General features: G+C 71.2%; 17 protein-coding genes, 1 pseudogene and 1 CRISPR repeat array. Of the genes and pseudogenes, 12 read left to right on the top strand and 6 right to left on the bottom strand.

The genetic code is table 11. The annotated features are described in order from the left end of the window. Positions 1 to 132 precede the first annotated feature (132 nt). A CRISPR array of direct repeats spans positions 133 to 945; the repeat unit is 24 nt; unit sequence CTGCTCCCCGCGCACGCGGGGGTG. Positions 946 to 1,186: 241 nt separating this feature from the next. Together ACGFIK_RS22375 and ACGFIK_RS22370 are read left to right on the top strand one after the other, a co-directional pair. Next, entirely contained in the window at positions 1,187 to 1,402 is a 216-nt protein-coding gene (locus tag ACGFIK_RS22375) for a toxin HicA (protein WP_393341114.1), read from the top strand. Further along, entirely contained in the window at positions 1,402 to 1,740 is a 339-nt protein-coding gene (locus ACGFIK_RS22370; protein WP_393341111.1) for a type II toxin-antitoxin system HicB family antitoxin, read from the top strand. The genes ACGFIK_RS22375 and ACGFIK_RS22370 overlap by 1 nt, the downstream gene beginning before the upstream one ends. A 7-nt stretch (positions 1,741 to 1,747) precedes the next feature. On the opposite strand, the gene ACGFIK_RS22365 is transcribed toward ACGFIK_RS22370, so the two are convergent. Beyond that, on the bottom strand, positions 1,748 to 3,427 hold the full coding sequence (locus ACGFIK_RS22365; protein ID WP_393341108.1) for a DNA repair helicase XPB: 1,680 nt from the start codon (positions 3,425 to 3,427) through the stop codon (positions 1,748 to 1,750). A gap of 429 nt (positions 3,428 to 3,856) precedes the next feature. On the opposite strand from ACGFIK_RS22365, the gene ACGFIK_RS22360 reads away from it, so the two are divergent. Further along, positions 3,857 to 4,096: a hypothetical protein gene (locus ACGFIK_RS22360; RefSeq protein ID WP_327027300.1), complete on the top strand. Its 240-nt coding sequence runs from the start codon at positions 3,857 to 3,859 to the stop codon at positions 4,094 to 4,096. Positions 4,097 to 4,102: 6 nt separating this feature from the next. On the opposite strand, the gene ACGFIK_RS22355 is transcribed toward ACGFIK_RS22360, so the two are convergent. Further along, positions 4,103 to 6,574: a helicase-associated domain-containing protein gene (locus tag ACGFIK_RS22355; protein ID WP_393341105.1), complete on the bottom strand. Its 2,472-nt coding sequence runs from the start codon at positions 6,572 to 6,574 to the stop codon at positions 4,103 to 4,105. A gap of 82 nt (positions 6,575 to 6,656) precedes the next feature. Here ACGFIK_RS22355 and ACGFIK_RS22350 point away from each other — a divergent pair, with 82 nt between their 5' ends. Then, complete coding sequence (locus tag ACGFIK_RS22350; RefSeq protein WP_393341103.1) at positions 6,657 to 7,280, top strand: HAD family hydrolase; 624 nt, start codon at positions 6,657 to 6,659, stop codon at positions 7,278 to 7,280. Positions 7,281 to 7,309: 29 nt separating this feature from the next. Further along, positions 7,310 to 7,696 (top strand): cold-shock protein, encoded by a 387-nt coding sequence (locus ACGFIK_RS22345; protein ID WP_013731110.1) that lies wholly within the window; start codon positions 7,310 to 7,312, stop codon positions 7,694 to 7,696. Here the strand turns inward: ACGFIK_RS22345 and ACGFIK_RS22340 are convergent. Continuing rightward, a complete protein-coding gene (locus ACGFIK_RS22340) occupies positions 7,657 to 8,505 on the bottom strand; it encodes a 1,4-dihydroxy-6-naphthoate synthase (protein ID WP_393341100.1) in 849 nt (282 codons plus the stop codon). The genes ACGFIK_RS22345 and ACGFIK_RS22340 overlap by 40 nt on opposite strands. A gap of 609 nt (positions 8,506 to 9,114) precedes the next feature. Here ACGFIK_RS22340 and ACGFIK_RS22335 point away from each other — a divergent pair. Then, positions 9,115 to 10,011 (top strand): GNAT family N-acetyltransferase, encoded by an 897-nt coding sequence (locus tag ACGFIK_RS22335; protein WP_393341098.1) that lies wholly within the window; start codon positions 9,115 to 9,117, stop codon positions 10,009 to 10,011. Here the strand turns inward: ACGFIK_RS22335 and ACGFIK_RS22330 are convergent. Beyond that, positions 10,003 to 10,668: a futalosine hydrolase gene (locus ACGFIK_RS22330; RefSeq protein WP_327023154.1), complete on the bottom strand. Its 666-nt coding sequence runs from the start codon at positions 10,666 to 10,668 to the stop codon at positions 10,003 to 10,005. The genes ACGFIK_RS22335 and ACGFIK_RS22330 overlap by 9 nt on opposite strands. 224 nt (positions 10,669 to 10,892) lie before the next feature. Further along, positions 10,893 to 12,293 (bottom strand): annotated as a pseudogene (locus ACGFIK_RS22325) (MFS transporter); the annotation flags it as partial. An 87-nt stretch (positions 12,294 to 12,380) separates the two neighbouring features. On the opposite strand from ACGFIK_RS22325, the gene ACGFIK_RS22320 reads away from it, so the two are divergent. Continuing rightward, the gene (locus ACGFIK_RS22320; RefSeq protein WP_357529234.1) at positions 12,381 to 13,217 is read left to right on the top strand and encodes a DUF3027 domain-containing protein; all 837 of its coding nucleotides are present in this window, start codon (positions 12,381 to 12,383) and stop codon (positions 13,215 to 13,217) included. Positions 13,218 to 13,245: 28 nt separating this feature from the next. Here ACGFIK_RS22320 and ACGFIK_RS22315 read toward each other — a convergent pair whose 3' ends face one another. Further along, complete coding sequence (locus tag ACGFIK_RS22315) at positions 13,246 to 13,446, bottom strand: DUF2530 domain-containing protein (RefSeq protein WP_393341141.1); 201 nt, start codon at positions 13,444 to 13,446, stop codon at positions 13,246 to 13,248. Positions 13,447 to 13,577: 131 nt separating this feature from the next. Here ACGFIK_RS22315 and ACGFIK_RS22310 point away from each other — a divergent pair, with 131 nt between their 5' ends. The 5 genes from ACGFIK_RS22310 (at position 13,578) to thpR (ending at position 18,170) form a co-directional block, all read left to right on the top strand. Then, positions 13,578 to 15,056: an NCS2 family permease gene (locus ACGFIK_RS22310; protein WP_327023150.1), complete on the top strand. Its 1,479-nt coding sequence runs from the start codon at positions 13,578 to 13,580 to the stop codon at positions 15,054 to 15,056. A 105-nt stretch (positions 15,057 to 15,161) separates the two neighbouring features. Then, positions 15,162 to 15,611, top strand: a complete 450-nt coding sequence (locus ACGFIK_RS22305; protein ID WP_327023149.1) for a MarR family transcriptional regulator — start codon at positions 15,162 to 15,164, stop codon at positions 15,609 to 15,611. Between the two features lie 77 nt (positions 15,612 to 15,688). Further along, positions 15,689 to 16,966, top strand: a complete 1,278-nt coding sequence (locus ACGFIK_RS22300; protein ID WP_327023148.1) for an MFS transporter — start codon at positions 15,689 to 15,691, stop codon at positions 16,964 to 16,966. Between the two features lie 66 nt (positions 16,967 to 17,032). Beyond that, positions 17,033 to 17,524 carry a hypothetical protein gene (locus ACGFIK_RS22295; protein WP_327023147.1) on the top strand — a complete coding sequence of 164 codons (492 nt, stop codon included), beginning with the start codon at positions 17,033 to 17,035 and terminating at the stop codon, positions 17,522 to 17,524. Positions 17,525 to 17,570: 46 nt separating this feature from the next. Beyond that, positions 17,571 to 18,170 carry an RNA 2',3'-cyclic phosphodiesterase gene (gene thpR, locus ACGFIK_RS22290; RefSeq protein WP_393341094.1) on the top strand — a complete coding sequence of 200 codons (600 nt, stop codon included), beginning with the start codon at positions 17,571 to 17,573 and terminating at the stop codon, positions 18,168 to 18,170. The last annotated feature ends 140 nt before the right edge of the window (positions 18,171 to 18,310 follow it).

The raw sequence follows: 18,310 nt of genomic DNA, 5'->3' as shown, positions 1-18,310 counted from the left end.
GCGGGGAACTACCTGGCCGCCACCGGGGAAAAACCATGGCCGCCAGCGGGGAAAACTACTGGCCGCCTACGGGGAAATCTGATTGGCCGTTGACAATCCGCGCACCCGCAAGACCACGTCGACCAGCTCCGACTGCTCCCCGCGCACGCGGGGGTGATCCCATGTACGGGGCCATCCACACCAACCAGGTGGCCTGCTCCCCGCGCACGCGGGGGTGATCCGCGGCTCCACGAACAACCCGGCGACCACGGAGCCTGCTCCCCGCGCACGCGGGGGTGATCCCGGCCGTCGGGAAGTGGCTGTCCCGGCAGGGGTCTGCTCCCCGCGCACGCGGGGGTGATCCGTCGCGGCCGTGTGCGGCGGCGGCGGCCTGCTGCTCCCCGCGCACGCGGGGGTGATCCCAGTGCACCGCCAGCGCCAAGAGCGCGATCGCACTGCTCCCCGCGCACGCGGGGGTGATCCCAGTGCACCGCCAGCGCCAAGAGCGCGATCGCACTGCTCCCCGCGCACGCGGGGGTGATCCCCCGGTCTACCACAGCTGGCAGATCGGCCGAGTCTGCTCCCCGCGCACGCGGGGGTGATCCCGATGTGACGGCCACCAGGCCGGGCGGAAGCTCCTGCTCCCCGCGCACGCGGGGTGATCCCCGCGGCCGTCGCCATGGCCAGCAGGGATTCCCCTGCTCCCCGCGCACGCGGGGGTGATCCCAGGCTGCCGAGCGTCCGACCCAGCCCGGTCAGCTGCTCCCCGCGCACGCGGGGGTGATCCGAAGGAGGCCATGTGATGCAACCCGATGCCCACCTGCTCCCCGCGCACGCGGGGGTGGTCCTCCGGGACCAGCGACTCCAGCTCCGGCGCATGCCTGCTCCCCGCGCACGCGGGGGTGGTCCTCCGGGACCAGCGACTCCAGCTCCGGCGCATGCCTGCTCCCCGCGCACGCGGGGGTGATCCCCTTGGCGCTGAGCCTGTCGCCCCGAGGGGGATAGGTCGGGCCGCGGAACCGGGTCGGCTGGGCGCCCGGCCCTGGTGCCTTACTTGATCTCCGGACCCTGTTCCCGCCGTGGGGGTGGTACCGGCGCTGACGCCGTCGACGCGGGTTTGTGCTTCAGAGCTGCGATCGACCGGGCGAGCGAGTTGGTACCGTAGGTAGTACCATCGCAGCCGTCAATAGCCAAGCTAGTTGAGGCGATGAGGAAGAGTCAGCAGAACATCGCGTACAACGATCTTTACCGGGTGTGCGAGCACTACTTCGGGAAGCCGCGCCAGACCGGCACTTCCCACGCGGTATTCAAGATGCCCTGGGCTGGCGACCCGCGCGTCAATATTCAGGATGACAAAGGTAAAGCCAAGGCTTACCAGGTGCGGCAGGTACTCAAGGCGATCGACAAGAAGGAGGTCATGTGATGTCGGAGTCCTTGGAGGTCTCCCACTACACCTACCGCGTTACGTGGTCGGCCGAAGATCGTGAGTTTGTCGCCACCTGCGTCGAGTTTCCCTCCCTTTCCTGGCTGGCTCCCTCACAGATGGAAGCTCTGCATGGGCTTCAGAGTCTGCTGAGGGAAGTGATCGCGGACATGGCAGAGCAGGGCGAGCAGGTTCCGGAACCGTTCGCCGAGCGTAGCTATTCGGGCAGGTTCAACCTCCGCATCGGCGAAAGTCTGCACCGCGAACTCGCCCTCCATGCCGCCGAAGAAGGTATGAGCCTCAATCAGTACGTGTTGCGGAAGCTGAACGCTGCCTGACCAACTGTCAGTCGATGGTGGGTAGAGGTGGGCCCAGGACGTCGTCGGCGTCGACGATGGTGTAGGCGTACCCCTGCTCGGCCAGGAAGCGCTGGCGGTGGGCGGCGTACTCGGTGTCGATGGTGTCCCGGGAGACCACGGTGTAGAAGTGGGCCTGCCGACCGTCGGCCTTCGGTCGCAGCACCCGGCCCAGCCGTTGCGCCTCCTCCTGCCGGGAGCCGAAGGTGCCGGACACCTGGATGGCCACCGCCGCCTCGGGCAGGTCGATCGAGAAGTTCCCCACCTTGGAGATCACCAGCGTACGCAGCGACCCGTCGCGGAAGGCGTCGAACAGCCGCTCGCGCTCCTTGTTGGTGGTCGACCCCTGCACGATCGGCGCGTCCAGGTACTCGCCGAGCTGGTGCAACTGGTCGATGTACGCGCCGATGACCAGGGTCTGCTCCTCCGGGTGCCGGTCGACGAGGGCCTTCACCACGGGCAGCTTGGTGCGGGCGGTGGCCGCCATCCGGTAGCGTTCCTCGGTCTCCGCGGTTGCGTACGCCATCCGCTCGGCGTCGGTCAGGGTGACCCTGACCTCGGTGCACTGGGCCGGGGCGATCCAGCCCTGCGACTCGATGTCCTTCCAGGGGGCGTCGTAGCGCTTCGGGCCGATCAGGCTGAACACGTCGCCCTCCCGGCCGTCCTCCCGGACCAGGGTGGCGGTCAGCCCGAGCCGACGGCGGGCCTGGAGGTCGGCGGTGAACCGAAAGATCGGCGCGGGCAGCAGGTGCACCTCGTCGTAGACGACCAGGCCCCAGTCGCGGGCCCCGAACAGATCCAGGTGGGTGAACGTTCCGCCGCGACGCGAGGTCAGCACCTGGTATGTGGCGATGGTGACCGGACGGATCTCCTTGCGCTCGCCGGAGTACTCGCCGATCTCCTCCTCGGTCAGCGAGGTACGGGCGATCAGTTCCCGTTTCCACTGTCGACCGGCGACCGTGTTGGTGACCAGGATCAGGGTGGTCGCCTTGGCCTCGGCCATCGCCGCCGCACCGACCAGGGTCTTGCCGGCGCCGCAGGGCAGCACCACCACCCCGGAGCCGCCGGCCCAGAAGGCCTCCACCGCCTCCCGCTGGTACGACCGCAGGGTGAACGGCTTACCCCCGTCCTTGCCGGCCTCGGCCAGCTCGATCGGGTGCGCCTCCCCGTCGACGTACCCGGCCAGGTCCTCCGCCGGCCAACCCAGCTTGAGCAGGGCCTGCTTTAGTCGGCCACGTTCGGAGGGGTGCACCGCGATGGTGTCGTCGTCGAGTTTGGCGCCGAGCATCCCGGCGAGCTTCTTGCTCTTGGCGACCTCGATCAGCACCACCCGGTCCAGGGCGCGCAGCACCAGGCCGTGCACCGGGTCGTTGGCGAGTTGCAGTCGGCCGTAGCGGTCCATGGTCTCGGCCACGTCGACAAGCAGGGCGTGCGGCACCGGGTAGCGGGAGTATTTGATCAGGGCGTCCACCACCCCCTCGGCGTCGTGGCCGGCGGCGCGGGCGTTCCACAGCCCCAGCGGGGTCAACCGGTAGGTGTGCACGTGCTCGGGGGATCGCTCCAGCTCGGCGAAGGGCGCGATGGCCATCCGGCAGGACTGGGCGTCGGGGTGGTCGATCTCCAGCAGCAGGGTTTTGTCCGACTGTACGATCAGGGGTCCACCGCTCACGCCGAATCTCCTCCTCCGTACGGCCGATGGGGTTGGCACGGTAGGCCGCTGACCTGCCACCGGGCGACCATCCAGTGTTGCACGTCGAAGTCGGTGCCAAGAATGCGTACGCGGGCGGCAACCTTTCCCTTTCCGAGCTGCGTTTAGCAGGTGGGAAGACGGGTCGCATCGGTCCCGGATGCTTCGTCTTCCAGGTCGGCGCGGTGCGTGTGCGTTCGATCCGTGATCAGGCGGGCCAGGAAGCGGGGGCGCTTTCCGCCATCACGGAAGCCAACGGGGGCGAGCGGCGCGCCCGGGCCGACCTTCCGCGTCGGATTCCGCGTACCCGCCGCCGGGTAGAAGCTGCCGGGACCGGTCGGCCGTGCTGCTGGCCGGTTGCCATCTTCAATGACACCCTGGGATGGCATGCCGACCGTACGGGGAGGGCAGATGTCCGTTGATCAGGAATTGATCTTTGCGCGTGACAAGGCCGATTCGGCGGAACCCGTATCCACCGCGACGGTGGTGGCGTACGCGGTCCTCGCGGCGCTGTTGTTCGGCTGGTTCCTGTACGGCTGGCTGGTCCTCCAGCAGGGTTTCATGGATTCGGTCGGGGAAGCCGCCGGCGCCGGTTCCGCGCTGCTGCTGATCGTGGCGATCGTCGGGTCGGTGCGCCGCAGCCGCCGTTGACCCGTTTCACTTCTCCAGCACCGCTGCGGTGATCCGATGCAGGGCGAAGGTGTGCAGCATCTCGGTGCGTTCGTCCTCGGCCCGCAGGTAGCCGGCGCCGAGGGAGACCGGTCGGACCAGCCGCGACGCGGTCGCCCCGTGAGCGTCGACATAGCCGACCCAGACCAGCGCCTTGTCGCGTACCGCCTGCTGGAGGACGGCCAGGGCCTCGGCGTGACCGCGTGCGGGGGCCGGGCCGGTCGAGGTCGCGGCACCCCGTACGGCCGCCGGAGCCCGCCGGGCCGCCCGGGCCGCCGCATCCCCCCGGCGGATCTGCTCGACCACCCCGAGCAGGCGGGGCAGCGGCAGGCGGGGGGTGGCCAGGGGGTCGAGGACCCGGGTACCCACGGAGACCCGGGCCGCCGCCCGGCGGACCTTGGGTCGGGTCAGCACCGCCGAGCCGGTGGCGTCCTCGGCCACCGGGGCGTAACCGGCCTCCCGCAACACCGCCAACATCCGCCCGGTCTGGTACGGGGTGACCAGCACGGTCGGTGCCAGGCGGCGCAGGGTCAGCTCCTCGACCCGCCGGTCGGCCAGCAGTTCGGCTAGCAAGGCCTCGTCGTCGCTGCGCAGGTACGCCCCGGCAGAGCCGACCCGCAGCCCGCCGTGCCGACGGGCCATGTCGTCGATGAGGTAGGTCAATCCCTGGGGTATCGGGGTGCGGGACCGGCGCTGGAACAGGTCATGCAGCTCCTCGGCCGAGTGGCCGGTGTCCAAGGCCCGGCGCACGCTGCCCGGGGTCACCCGGTACACGCTCGCGCCACCGGCCGACTCGGGTTCGGCGACCGCCTCCAGTTCGACGGCGAGGATCGGCTCCGGTGGCCCGGGAACCACCACGGTCAGGTCGGCCTGCACCAGGAAGTGATCGACCGGGGCGGGCAGCAGGGCGTCCAACACCCGCACCGCCGTACCGGCATCCTCGGTCTCGCTGCGCAACCCCAGGGGGTCGCTGCCGTCCCGCTCCTCGGTGTCGGTCACCTCGGTCAGCAGCAGCCGCCCGTACGAGGTGAGCGCCCCCAGCCCGGTCACCCCCAGGGCGGCCGCCTCGGCGAGTACCTCCCGGTGCGCGGCCTCCCGGCCCCGGCTGCGGCGGGGGGCCCGCCAGTCGAGCAGCGCCAGCACCTCCTCGACGGTGGGTGCGGCGGCCGGCTCCAGGTCGGCGAGCACGCCGAGCACCGCCCGTCGGGCGGCCGGCGTACCGGCCCGTTCCGCCTCGGCGGAGAAGACCGTGATGGGTCGGTCCCGGTCGTCGCGTTGGCCGATGAGCCCGACCTGCCGGGTCATGATCAGCCAGGCCCGGGCCACCTGGGCCCAGCGTTCGGCCAGGGAACCGGCCCGCCACAGCTCGTACCCGGCGGTGGGTAGCACCTGCTGGTCCGCCCCGTACCGGCTGGCACTGCCGGGCAGCTCCACCTCGCCGGCCAGCCCGGCCGCGTACGCCGCCTCCAGCAGCAGCGCCGCCGTCGGCTCGTCCAGCCCGGTGGCCCGGGCCAACCGCCGCAGATCACGTACCCCGATCCCGCCGGAGCGCAGCACCGGGGCCGGTTCGGCGGCCAACTGTTCCAGCAGCGCCTCGGTGTGGCGTACCACCTCCATGGTCTGCCCGGCCCCGGCGGAGTCGACCGCCTTCGGCTCGCGGGGGGTGCTGACCACCTGCGGCCCGCTGACGCTCAGCGGACCCAGCGGCCCGGTGTCGCGGCGCAGCAGCAGCCCGATCTCCCGGGGCAGCTCGACCATGCCGCTGGTGCCGCCCTTACCCCCGGCGACCCGCACCAGCAGCCGGTGGTCGACCAGCCAGCGGACCGGGGAGCCGGTGGGCGCCCCGCCGTTGGTTTCGTCCGGGGGCAGGTCGTCGTCGCTGCCGGTGGCCGGTGCCTGCAACGCGCCGGGGGGCACACTGCCGACCGGGGGCCCGGCCGCCAGCCGGTCCAGGATCGCCCGCGCCGACGGGGGCGCGGCCAGCAGGGTCCGGCGCAGTTTCGCCGGGTCCGCGCAGAGGGCGGCCGTGCGCGGGTCCAGCTCCGCCGCCGGTCGGCCCAGCCCCGCCGGGTACGGGGAGATCTCGTCGATGCCGCCGACCAGGTGCAACTGATGGTCCGGGCCGTACACCAGCAGTCGCGCCCGCAGCCGGTCCAGGGCGGCTCGGACGGAGGTGGGTGCGGGTGGGTTGGGGCCGGCGGTGGCCATGGCCAGGACCCCGTCGACCGAGGTGGTGCCCTCGGCCGGGTCACGGGTCAACCGGGCGGCGTCCATGATCTGAAGGGTGAACTGGTCCAGCCCGTCCAGGGCCCGTGACACCGAGACCCGGGACTGGGCCCGGATGGCCAGGGCGTCGACGTCGGCGGGGACCGGCACGACGAGGTCGGGCCGCAGTTGCAGCAGCGCGGCGAGGGAGTCGTCGGGCAGGGCCCGCAGGTGGTCGGCGAGTGAGTTGCTCATCGTCGTTCCACGCTAGCCCGCCGGGGGGTCCTCCCGCCCATCGGACGACCGGGCCGGGTCGGGGGCCGGGTAGCTTTCCAGGATGCCTGCACTGACGGTCGGCTTCGATCTCGACATGACTCTGCTCGACACCCGCCCCGGCATCGCCGCGGCCTACCGCGCGCTGACCGAGCGGACCGGGGTCCGGGTCGATGCCGAGGCGGCGGTGTCCCGGCTCGGCCCGCCGCTGCGCACCGAGATCGCCCGCTGGTTCCCCCCCGAGCAGGTCGACGAGGCGGTCCGGGTCTACCGGGAGCTGTACCCGGCGTATGCGATCACCCCGACGGTGCCGCTGCCCGGCGCGCGGGCGGCCCTGGACGCGGTACGCCGGCGGGGTGGGCGGGTGGTCGTGGTCACCTCCAAGCTCGGCCGGCTGGCCAAGCTGCATCTGAACCACCTTGGCCTGGCCGTGGACGAGCTGGCCGGAGACCTGTTCGCCGAGGAGAAGGCGACGGCGCTGCGGGCGCACGGTGCGACGTACTATGTCGGCGACCACGTGGCGGACATGGTGGCCGCCGAGGCGGCCGGCGTGCCGGGGATCGCAGTGACCACCGGACCTTGTTCCGCCGATGAACTGCGGGCCGCTGGCGCGGCGGTGGTGCTGGCGGATCTCACCGGATTCCCGGCGGCGCTCGACGGCATGATCCGGCTAGCCTTGAAGCAGTAGTCGTCTCAAAACGAAGCAGGGGATCTCAGGTGCCTACGGGTCGAGTGAAGTGGTACGACGCGACCAAGGGATACGGGTTCGTCACCAGTGACGAGGGTGGCGACGTGTTCCTGCCAAAGGCCGCGCTACCGGCAGGTGTCACCGACCTGAAGGGCGGCCAGCGCATCGACTTCAGTGTGGTGGACAGCCGGCGCGGCACCCAGGCGATGGGGGTCAAGCTGCTGGAGGCCCCGCCGTCGGTGGCGGAGCTGCGCCGTCGCCCGGCCGAGGAGCTGCACGGGCTGGTCGAAGACATGATCAAGGTGCTGGAGGCGAAGGTGCAGCCGGACCTGCGCCGGGGTCGCTTCCCGGACCGCAAGACCGCCCAGAAGATCGCTCAGCTGGTCCATGCGGTGGCCCGCGAGCTGGAGGTCTGAGGCACCAGCCCGGCGTCGGCGGCCCGGCCCAGCAGCGCCTCGACGGCAGCGAACCCGGCCTCTCCCAGGTCGGCCGTGAACTCGTTGACGTAGAGGCCGATGTGCCGGTCCACCACGTCGGGCTCCATCTCCTGGGCGTGCTCCAGCACGTACCCCCGGCTGGCCGCCGGGTCGGCCCAGGCCTGCCGGACGGACTCCCGGATCCACCCGGCGGCCTGCTGCGGGTCCACCACCCCGCGTCGGGCCAGGATGGCCCCGAGGGGGATGGGTAGGCCGGTGTCGCCTTCCCACCACTCGCCCAGGTCGACCAGCGCGGTCAGCCCGTGTCGCGGGTAGGTGAAGCGGGCCTCGTGGATCACCAGCCCGGCGTCGTACCGCCCTGCGGCGACGCCGGGCATGATCTCGTGGAACGGCACCACCTCGATGCGCCGGGGGGTTTTCCCAGCCGACCAGAGCCGGAAGATCAGGTACGCCGTGGTCCGGTCACCGGGCACCGCCACGGTGGCGTCGCGCAGGTCGGTCCGGTCCGGGCCGCCCTCGCGATCCGCCCGGGTCAGCACCAGGGGCCCACAGCCGCGTCCCAGCGCGCCGCCGCAGGGCAGCAGGTGGTAGTCGTCCAGCAGCCAGGGCAACGCCGCGTAGCTAACCTTGACCAGGTCGAAGGCGCCCCGCTCGGCGGCGGTGTTGGTCACGTCCACGTCGGCGTAGGTCACCTCGACCGGGGGTGCCCCGGGCACCTGCCCGTGCACCAAGGCGTGGAAGACGAAGGTGTCGTTGGGGCAGGGCGAGATCGCCATCGAGAGCGCCACGCCCCCACCGTATCCCCGCCCGGTCCGCCGCCACCGGGCGGTCGGCGCCGCACCCTGCCCGGTCACACCCCACCGCCGCAACAACCCGACCCTGAGCCCTCCGGGTCCGCCGAGCCTGCGGCCGGCGTCCAGACGTGGCGTACGCGGTGGGGATTGAAGGGCATGTCGCGGCGGACCATGTCAGATGCGGCCCCTGTCGAGCTGAGAGCAGCAACGGATCACCCATCCCGATGCCCGTCCTGGCAACCCCTGCGCCAGGAATGCCGACGATGCGCCAGGAATGCCGACGATGGGTCAGAGATGACGATGATCCCCGTCGGGATGGCGGGGCGGTGGAGGGCCGATGATATGGCAACCTTTTGTCGCTGGCCGTGCCATGGGTCGTCGCTGACGGGTCTGCTGGATCAGTCTGCGGCGATAGCGCAGACGGTTCAGCTCGACAGGGGCCCTGGGAGACACCCTCGGTCCTGGGCCGACACACGCTGCTGGAGACCGGTGCGCGCTGCTGGGTGCAGGCGTTCCCCAACGGCCTCCGGGTTATCCACAGGGTTGTCCACAGGTGGACGATCGGGGTTGAGTGGTCTGGGGCGGAGCGGAAGCATCGATGGCATGGGGGACGAGTCGGGTGCTGACGGTCTGGCTGATCTGGGTTCGATGCTGCGGTCGCTGCGTCGGCAGGCCGACCTGAGCCAGCGCGAGTTGGCCGGGTTGTCTGGCGTGCCGCAGTCAACCGTGGCGCGGATCGAGTCCGGGCAGTGCACCGATCCTCGGTTCCAGACCGTGCACCGGCTCATCCGGGCAGCAGGCGGGAGGTTGCGACTTGCCGGCGCCGGTGATCCCGCTGCTGGTGATCCCGCTGCTGGTGATCCCGCCGCTTCCTGCGGATGCGATGACGCAGGCCGCGAGGTGATCCAGGATGACACCCGGCGCGACGAAGCGGGGCGGCGATATCCGGCACACCTGGACGTGCGGAAGGTCCGTACGTTGAAGGACTGGTCGGGGGCTTGGTGGGCGTACTCGTACACGCTTGCGCCCGACCGGTGGCCGTTGCGGGTACCCGAGGTCACGTACGACCTGGATCGTGGTCGTCGGGACGAGCGGCGCCTGCGGGAGCGGATTCGTGACTCGGTGGTGATCCGACGGGTCACCGAGGGTGTGCCGGACGGGTGCTGGCGTCTGCTGGCCGAGCTGCCCGACGGGGATGTCGTCGGCGAGCTACGCGCTCATCTGCGCAGCCTGAGCCTGCTGTATGGGGAGGATTGGGGCAACGGGCGTGAGGTCGTGCTGGACGGGGTGTTGGTGGCGCCGGGGCTACGGCTACTCGGCATCGGTCGCCGGCTGGTGACCCGACTGGCCGAGGAGACCCGTCTCGCGGGCGTGCCGGCAGTGTGTGCCACTGCGGAGTTCGGTGGCATCGACTTCCTGCGGGCCTGTGGATATCAACTCGATGGGAGTCGGCCGGCCACGCTTCGTCTGCCGCGCCCCTGGTCGGCCCGGTCAGGGTAGAGCGACGGCGGCAACCGCGGCGGCGGCGGTGGTCAGGGCGGCCAGGGCGTCGGACAGGCGCCAGGCCTCCCGGTCGCGGGGGCCGATCGGGTTCGAGATGGTACGCAGTTCGGCGAAGGGGACCCCGGCCTGACTGGCGGCGACGGCCACCCCGTACCCCTCCATGGCCTCGGCAACCGCGTCCGGGTACCGCTGCCGCAAGGCCTGGGTGCTGGCCGCGGTGCCGGTCACCGTGTTGACCGTCAGCACCGCGCCGACCATGACCGAGGGCAACGCCGTACGCAAGGTGGTCAGCAGCTCCGGGTCGGCGGACACGGCGGGGCCGCCGCCGAGCAGGGCGGGCGGCATCCCCAGCTCGTCGATCGGGAGGAAACCGTCCGGCGACTCCGCGCCCAGGTCGGCGGCGACGGCCCGGGTGCCGAGGACCACCCCGCCGACCCGCACCCGGTCGGCGAAGCCGCCGGCCACCCCCGCGCTGATCACTGCCCGGTACGGCCTACCGGCGGCCTCGGCGAAGGCCAGCAGTCGGCCGGTGGCCGCTGCGGCGACCGCCGCTCCCACCCCGACCGGGACCACCGCGATCGTCGGGTCGTCCAGGCCGGCCTGGATCGCCTCGGCCTCGGCGGGTACGGCGGTGACCACGAGCAGGTCGGTCACGAGACCGACCCGGGTGAGTTGCTGCGCGTCTCGTCCTCGCCGCCGGTGACCGCCGAGGAGGGCCGGTAGATGTGGAAGCCCGGGGGTGCCAGGTCCGGCTCCTCGGGGGCGGTACCTCCCTGGGTGGGAGCGGGGGAGGTGGGGGCGTTGTCCTCGGCGGCCTTGCGGTCCCGGTCGGCCTGCTCCTTGGCGGCCCGCTCGTCGGCCTCCCGCTCGGTGGCCTTCAGCTCCTCGTCGGTCAGCGGGCGGCCACGGAGCCGTTCGGCGCGCAGCCGGTGGGCCATCACCAGCCCGCGTACGGCGGCGAGCACCCCGACCCCGGCGGCGACCGCGATGCCGACCCGGCCGTGGAAGGGTACGAGTCCCAGCCCGCCGCCGGCCACGAAGGCGAGCATCAGCACGGTCTCGGAGTGGGCGAAGGAGCTGGCTCGCAGCCGTTCCGGGATGCGTTCCTGGATCGAGGCGTCCACGGCCAGTTTCGCGATGCCGCTCATCATGGCCGCGACCACACAGAGCAGGGTGACCATCGGCAGAGTGAAGGACAGGGTGGCGAGTACGCCCACCCCGGCCACGATGACCATGCCGCTGGACTGGAGGGCGGTCGGCCGGTGGATGCGCAGCCGGGTGCCGAGGGCGGTGGCCAGGAAGGTCCCGACCGCCAGCGCCCCGCCGACCAGGCCCAGCGCTCCCTTGTCGCCCAGGTCGCGGCCGAACAGCACCGTGGTCAGGTCACCGGCCTTGATGGTGAAGGCCAGGAAGAGCAGCAGGAAGCCGTAGATGGCACGGAGTACGGCCGCGCCGACCAGGTTGGAGATCACCAGACGGCCGGCGGGGCGGCCCCGTCCCAGCGGGCGGTCGCCGGTGGCTCGCCGGAGGGCCCGCAGTGGTCGGGGTACCCGCTCCGGCGGTTCGGAGTCGGCCTTGGGCGGTAGCCGCAGGGCGATCACCATGCCGACCAGGAAGATGATCGAGGCTACCCGTAACGGCCACTGCGCCCCGAACCAGAAGGCGGCCAGCCCGATCGGCGCGACCAGGGCACCGGCGACCGTGCCGTACACGCTGGCCCGTGCGCCGACCTGGGACAGGCCCAGCCCTTCGGGCAGCAGCCGGGGGACGGCGGCGGAGCGGGCCACCCCGTACGCCCGGGACAGCGCCAGCACCCCGAAGGCCGCCGGATACAGCCCGAAGCCGTGGATGTAGTCCGAGATCATCCAGGCCAGGAAGGCGCGGCCCAGCATGGTCGTCGCCAGGGCATACCGGCGGCCGTGCCGGAAGTGATCGAGCAGCGGACCGACCACCGGGGCGAGCATGGCGAACGGCACCATGGTCACCAGCAGGTAGAGGGCGACCTTGCTGCGGGCCTCGCCGAGCGGCACGTTGAAGAAGATCGTGCCGGCCAGGCCGATCGCGATCAGGGTGTCCCCGGCGCAGGAGACCGCGTGCAGATCGAACATGCGGACCATGCCGGTCTCCCCGCCGGCCCCCCGGGCCCGCGCCCGGGCGGCGCTGCGGGTCACCCACCGGCCCCCGCTGAGGGAGCCGCGGAGCAGCAGTCGAACGGCACGGATGCCGGTGCCGACGGTCCGCCCCAGGAGGGACCGCTCGGAGTGGGAGGACAGCGGCATGGCACCCATCCTGACCTATCCGCTGCCCGGATGCCGCACCACCTTCGGAGAACACCTCTGGGGAGTGCCTCACGGTCCGACCCACCCATGGGGAACAATGGTTGGGTGACCAGGCCTGTCTCCGCCCGCGCCGCTCGTCTCGACCAGGTCTGCGCCGCCGCCGTCGAGGTGGCGCGTGCCGGCATCACCGAGGTGGACGCCACCGAAGTCGGTGAACATCTCCAGGCTGTCGCCGAGGGCGATCGGCTCGTCACCCACTACTTCGAATGCCTGCTGGCCGGGTATCGCGGCTGGCGGTGGGCGGTCACGGTCACCCGGGTGCCGCGCAGCCGTACGGTGACCATCTGCGAGACCGTGCTGCTGCCCGGTCCGGATGCGCTGCTGGCACCGGGCTGGTTGCCCTGGCAGGAGCGGCTCAAGCCGGGTGATCTCGGCCCCGGTGATCTGCTGCCCACCCCGGCCGACGACGAGCGACTCGCGCCCGGCTACCTGCTCTCCGACGACCCGGCGGTCGAGGAGACCGCCTGGGAGTTGGGCCTGGGCCGACCCCGGGTGCTGTCCCGGGAGGGGCGGGCCGAGGCGGCCCAGCGCTGGTACGACGGCGACCACGGCCCCTCGGCGCCGATCTCGGTCTCCGCTCCGGCCGCCGCCCGCTGCGGCACCTGCGGTTTCTACCTTCCGCTCGCCGGGCAGTTGCGCCAGTGCTTCGGGGTCTGCGGCAACTTCTACGCCCCGGACGACGGTCGGGTGGTCAGCACCGACCACGGCTGCGGCGCCCACTCGGAGACCCTGGTCGAGGCCGAGACGGCGGTGGAGGAGGTCCCCGCCATCTACGACGACAGCGCGGTGGAGCCGATGTCGGTGTCCCGGGCACCCGGGTCGGTCGAGTCGAGCGAGCCCCCGGAGCCGTACGGCCACCCCTGATCAGGCGGGCCGGTTCGGTCGACCGCGCTCAGGCGGTGGCGCGGCGGCGGCGTCGGTGGGCGTCATGCCGCATCATCACGGCCAAACCGGGGAAACCCCACAGGAAACCGGCCAGGCAGATCCAGAGCCAGTCCTCATGACCGCTCGCGGCCAGCCGGTCTCGGAACAACAGCAGCACCAGACCGGCCACCGCCCACGCCGCCATGCCGGCCAACGCGAACGGAACCATCGGCGGGTCTAGTGGTTCGGGTCTGGGCTGCTGCTTCGGCACCTGGTCAGGGTACGCGACCGACCTTTGCGGGTGGCCGATCATCTGGGACGATGCGCGCGACGACCTGATCATTCGCTGTGAGGTTTCTGATGGCAGTAGCCCCGCTCGACAACAGCACACCCCCCGACCCGAGTCGGCCACGCAACGGCTTCGACCGGTACTTCGAGGTCACCGCCCGCGGCTCGACGATGAGCCGCGAGGTACGGGGTGGACTGGCCACCTTCTTCACGATGGCGTACATCGTGGTGCTCAACCCGCTGATCATCGGTGGCGCCGTCGACGGTGACGGCAAAGCCCTGGCCATTCCGGCGATCGCCGCGGCGACCGCGCTGGTCGCCGGTCTGATGACCATCCTGATGGGCGTGGTCGGCCGGTTCCCGCTGGCCGTCGCCGCCGGTCTGGGGGTCAACGCCCTGGTGGCGTACGAGATCGCGCCGGAGATGACCTGGGCCGACGCCATGGGCCTGGTGGTCATCGAGGGTGTGATCATCGCGGTGCTGGTGTTGACCGGCCTGCGTACCGCGGTGTTCCGCTCGGTGCCGACCCAGATGAAGACCGCGATCGGGGTCGGTATCGGTCTGTTCCTGACGATCATCGGTCTGGTCAACGCCGGTTTCGTCCGGCGGATCCCGGACGCGGCGAACAGCACCGTGCCGCTCGGTCTGGGCATCGGCGGCAAGCTGGCCACCTGGCCGACCCTGGTCTTCGTGCTGGGTCTGCTGCTGACCCTGGTGCTGGTGGTACGCCGGGTCAGGGGTGCGATCCTGATCGGCATCTTCGCCTCCACCGTGCTGGCCATGATCGTGGAGGCGGTCGGCAACATCGGCCCGTCCTTCGTCAACGGGCAGCCGAACCCGAATGGCTGGTCGCTGAACGTCCCGACCCTGCCCAGCAACCCCATCGACCTGCCGGACCTGTCGCTGCTCGGTCAGTTCAACGTGCTCGGCTCCTGGGAGCGGGCCGGTTGGCTGGTCGTGGTGATGTTCATCTTCACCCTGCTCGTCACGGACTTCTTCGACACCATGGGCACGATGGTCGCGGTCGGGCAGGAAGGCAGCATGCTCGACGAGCAGGGCACTCCGCCGCGGACCAAGGAGATCCTGCTGGTCGACTCGATCGGTGCGGCGGCCGGCGGCGCGGCCAGCGTCTCCAGCAACACGGCGTACATCGAGAGTGCCGCCGGTGTCGCGGAGGGCGCCCGGACCGGGGTGGCCAACCTGGTCACCGGGGCGCTGTTCCTGCTGGCCATGTTCCTGGCCCCGCTGGTCGTGGTCGTGCCGTTCGAGGCGGCCTCCGTAGCCCTGGTGGTGGTCGGCTTCCTGATGATGACCGCGGTCCGGACCATCGACTGGTCCGACTACGAGATCGCCATTCCGGCGTTCCTCACCATCGTGCTGATGCCGTTCACCTACTCGATCTCCAACGGCATCGGCGGCGGCTTGATCGCCTACGTGGTGATCAAGGTGGCCAAGGGCAAGGCCCGTGAGGTCCACCCGTTGCTGTACGGGGTGGCGGCACTGTTCGTGGTGTACTTCCTGCGCGGTCCGGTCGAGGCGCTGGTGTTCTGACATCCCAGGTCCGGGCCGGGTGTGGGTTCGCCGCACCTGGCCCGGTGGGGTGAGGGTGGTCATATTCCCTGCGGTCCGGGCAGCTCATTAGTTAGGCTAACTATCGTGACGGAGCGGACGGTGACGGCGCAGAGCATGCCACCGGCGCAGCTGGCCCATCAGCTGCGTGATGCGATCACCCGGCTCAACCGGCGGGTCCGCCAGGCCCGGCCGGTAGGTGACCTCACGGTCACCCAGTTGTCCGCGCTCACCAGCATCCGGCTGGGTGGAGCGCTCACGCCGCGGGAACTCGCCGACGTCGAACGGGTGCAGCCACCGACGATGACCAAGATCGTCGCGAAGCTGGAGGAGCGCGGCCTCGTGCAGCGCACCCCGCACCCGACCGACGGGCGGCAGGTGATCCTCGCGGTGACCGCGGGGGGCCAGGACGTGCTCGACCAGTTCGAGCGGGTCCGAGACGAATGGCTGGCCCGCCGGCTGACCGAGCTGAGCGATACCGATCGGGAGACTCTGCAACACGCCGCGGAGATCCTCCAGCGACTCTCTCGCGCCTGACGCCGCACACCGGTTGTGCGTAGCGCCGCGCCGTCCGGCGACGACGACGCGTACCACCGCGAGGAGGCGCACCGAGAGTGCAGGCACGGTTTAGCACGATGTTCCAGTCCCTACAGGTCCGCAACTACCGGCTATTCGCATCCGGGCAACTGATCAAACTGATCGGCGTCTGGATGATGTTCATCGCCCAGGACTGGCTGGTCCTCGAGCTTTCCGACGATTCGGCCACCGCCCTCGGCGTGGTGGTCGCGCTCCAGTTCACCCCCGTACTGCTGCTCACGCTGATCTCCGGCCGGTTGGCCGACCGGTACGACAAGCGGATGCTGCTCTTCATCGCCAACGCCTTCTGGACCGTGCTGTCCCTGGCGATGAGCCTGCTGGTCGTCACCGGCCTGGTGCAGCTCTGGCACGTCTTCGTCTTCGCCGCCCTGCTCGGTACGGCCAACGCGGTGGAGACCCCGGTCCGGCAGGCCTTCGTCTCCGAACTGGTCGGCACCCGACTGCTTCCCAACGCGCTCTCCCTCAACGCGGCCGTGTTCAACTCGGCCCGCATCGTCGGACCGGCCGTCGCCGGCCTGGCCATCGCCGCCTTCGACGTCGGGCCGGTCTTCATGGTCACCGCGCTCAGCTCGATCGCACCCCTGGTCACGGTGGTGCAGATGCGCAGCTCCGAGCTGCACCGCGCACCCCTGCCGCCGCGTGAGGAGCGGGCCGCCGCCACCGTGATGGACGGACTGCGGTACGTCGGTCGTCGCGCCGACCTGCTGCTGCCGATGGTGGTGATGTCGGTGATCGGGATGTCGCTGTTCAACTTCCAGCTCACCCTGGCGGCGCTGGCGAAGACCGTGTTCAACACCGGCGCGGCCTCCTTCGGCCTGCTCAGCACGACCCTGGCGGTCGGTGCCCTGATCGGCGCGCTGGCCGGTACCGGTCGGCGCAGTCGCCCCTCGGTCTGGCTGGTGCTCGGTTCCGCCATCGCCTGCGCGATCTTCGGCACCCTCGTCGGGCTGGCACCTACGTACTGGATGGTCGTGGCGCTGCTGCCGCCGACCGGCTTCTTCATGGTCTACTTCGCCCAGGCCGCCAACCAGCGGGTCCAACTCGGCACCGACGCGGCCTTTCGGGGCCGGGTCATGGCGCTGTGGGTGCTGGTGTTCCTCGGCACCAACCCGGTAGGTGCGCCGCTGATCGGCTGGGTCGCGGAGACCTTCGGTGCCGGTGTCAGCATCTGGGCCGGCGGCCTGGTCTCCCTGGTCACCGCCCTGCTCGCGCTGGCCTGGCAGCTCCGGCGTGACGGTGCCCGAGTGCGGTTCCGGATCCTGCCGATGCCGCGCTTCTACGTCACCGAGGTCTGAGCGGCCGGGCGGTCGGATACTGGAAAACCAGTGACGTCACTCTCCGAAGCGGCATAACTTCGTTGGGTGGAGGTCCTGCGCTTACTGCTGCTGTCCCTGGCCCTGGTCGCCGCGGTCTTCGTACCGGTGCTGATCGCGCTCGTGGTCTGCACGGACGAGGCCCTCGCCCGCTTCACCTGCGGCTTCGACCAGCGGCGCACCCGGCGACGGGAGCGGCGCCTGATCCGACAGCTCGATCAGGCGGTGACGGCCGGCGGGGAGACCCTCGCCGCCCTCGACAGCCCCGACCGGCGCCCCTTGGAGCAGCTCGCCGCGGATCTGCGGTGCCTGCGCCGGGACCGGCTGGGCGGCGCGGCCGTGGTGTGGCACAGCAGCGTGCTCGACGCGTACGACGACCGGCTCCGGTGGGCCTGTCAGGCGCTGGGCATCACCGAACACCTGGTAGAGCTGACCGGTATCGACCGGCAGCTCGAACGGGTCCGGATCGAGGGCGAACTGGACGCCGCCGGCCTCCGCCTGCCGGCCGCCCGCCCCGGCCAACACCAGCGCCACCACTAGCCCGGGTACGCCCGGCGCCGGGCCTGCGGCCTGACATCCTGCCTCGATGCGACTCTTCATCGCGGTCTACCCGCCCGCCGAGGCGATCGGACACCTGTTTCGTACGGTCACCGGGCTGCGGCTCAGCGCGGCGGCAGCCACCGGGGCGAAGGTACGACTGGTCGACCCCGACCGCGCCCACCTCACCCTCGCCTTCCTCGGCGAGGTAGACCCCACCCGGCTGCCCGCCGTACGGCAGGCACTGTGGCTAGCCGTCACCACGGTCCGCAGTGATCCACCGATGCTCCGGCCACCGGTGCTCCGGCCGCCTGTGCTCCGGCTGGGTGGCGGCGGTCGGTTCGGCCAGGGCCGCAGCACCGTGATCTGGGTCGACGTCCGAGGCGAGGTCGACGGCCTGATCACCTTGGCCGGTGCCGTCCGCGCCGAACTGGCCGCGATCGGGGTGCCCAGCGACGACAAGCCGCTGCGGCCCCACCTGACCATCGCCCGCCCCGGCGACCAACTGCCCCCCACCGACCTGGACGCCGACCTCGCCACCCTGGATGACTACCGTGGCCCACCCTGGCCCGTAACCGAACTGGTCCTGGTGCAGACCCGCCCCGGCCCTCCCCCCACTTACCACCCCCTAACCACCCACCCCCTCTAGCCCACCCCCGCCCGCCGCCACCGCCCTCGACTGCTCGCCGATCTTGCACTTTTGGTCGGTGATTCGCCCCGGTATGCGCGTTTTGCGGGGACAGAAAGCGCAAGATCGGCGCGGCGGGGCTCGACGGGTGGGTGAGGGAG

It is taken from the genome of Micromonospora sp. NPDC048871, assembly GCF_043198155.1.
In the GTDB taxonomy this organism is placed as follows: Bacteria; Actinomycetota; Actinomycetes; order Mycobacteriales; family Micromonosporaceae; genus Micromonospora.
Note: the sequence above shows the minus strand (reverse complement) of the source record. Positions and strands in the feature narration are given on the sequence as shown.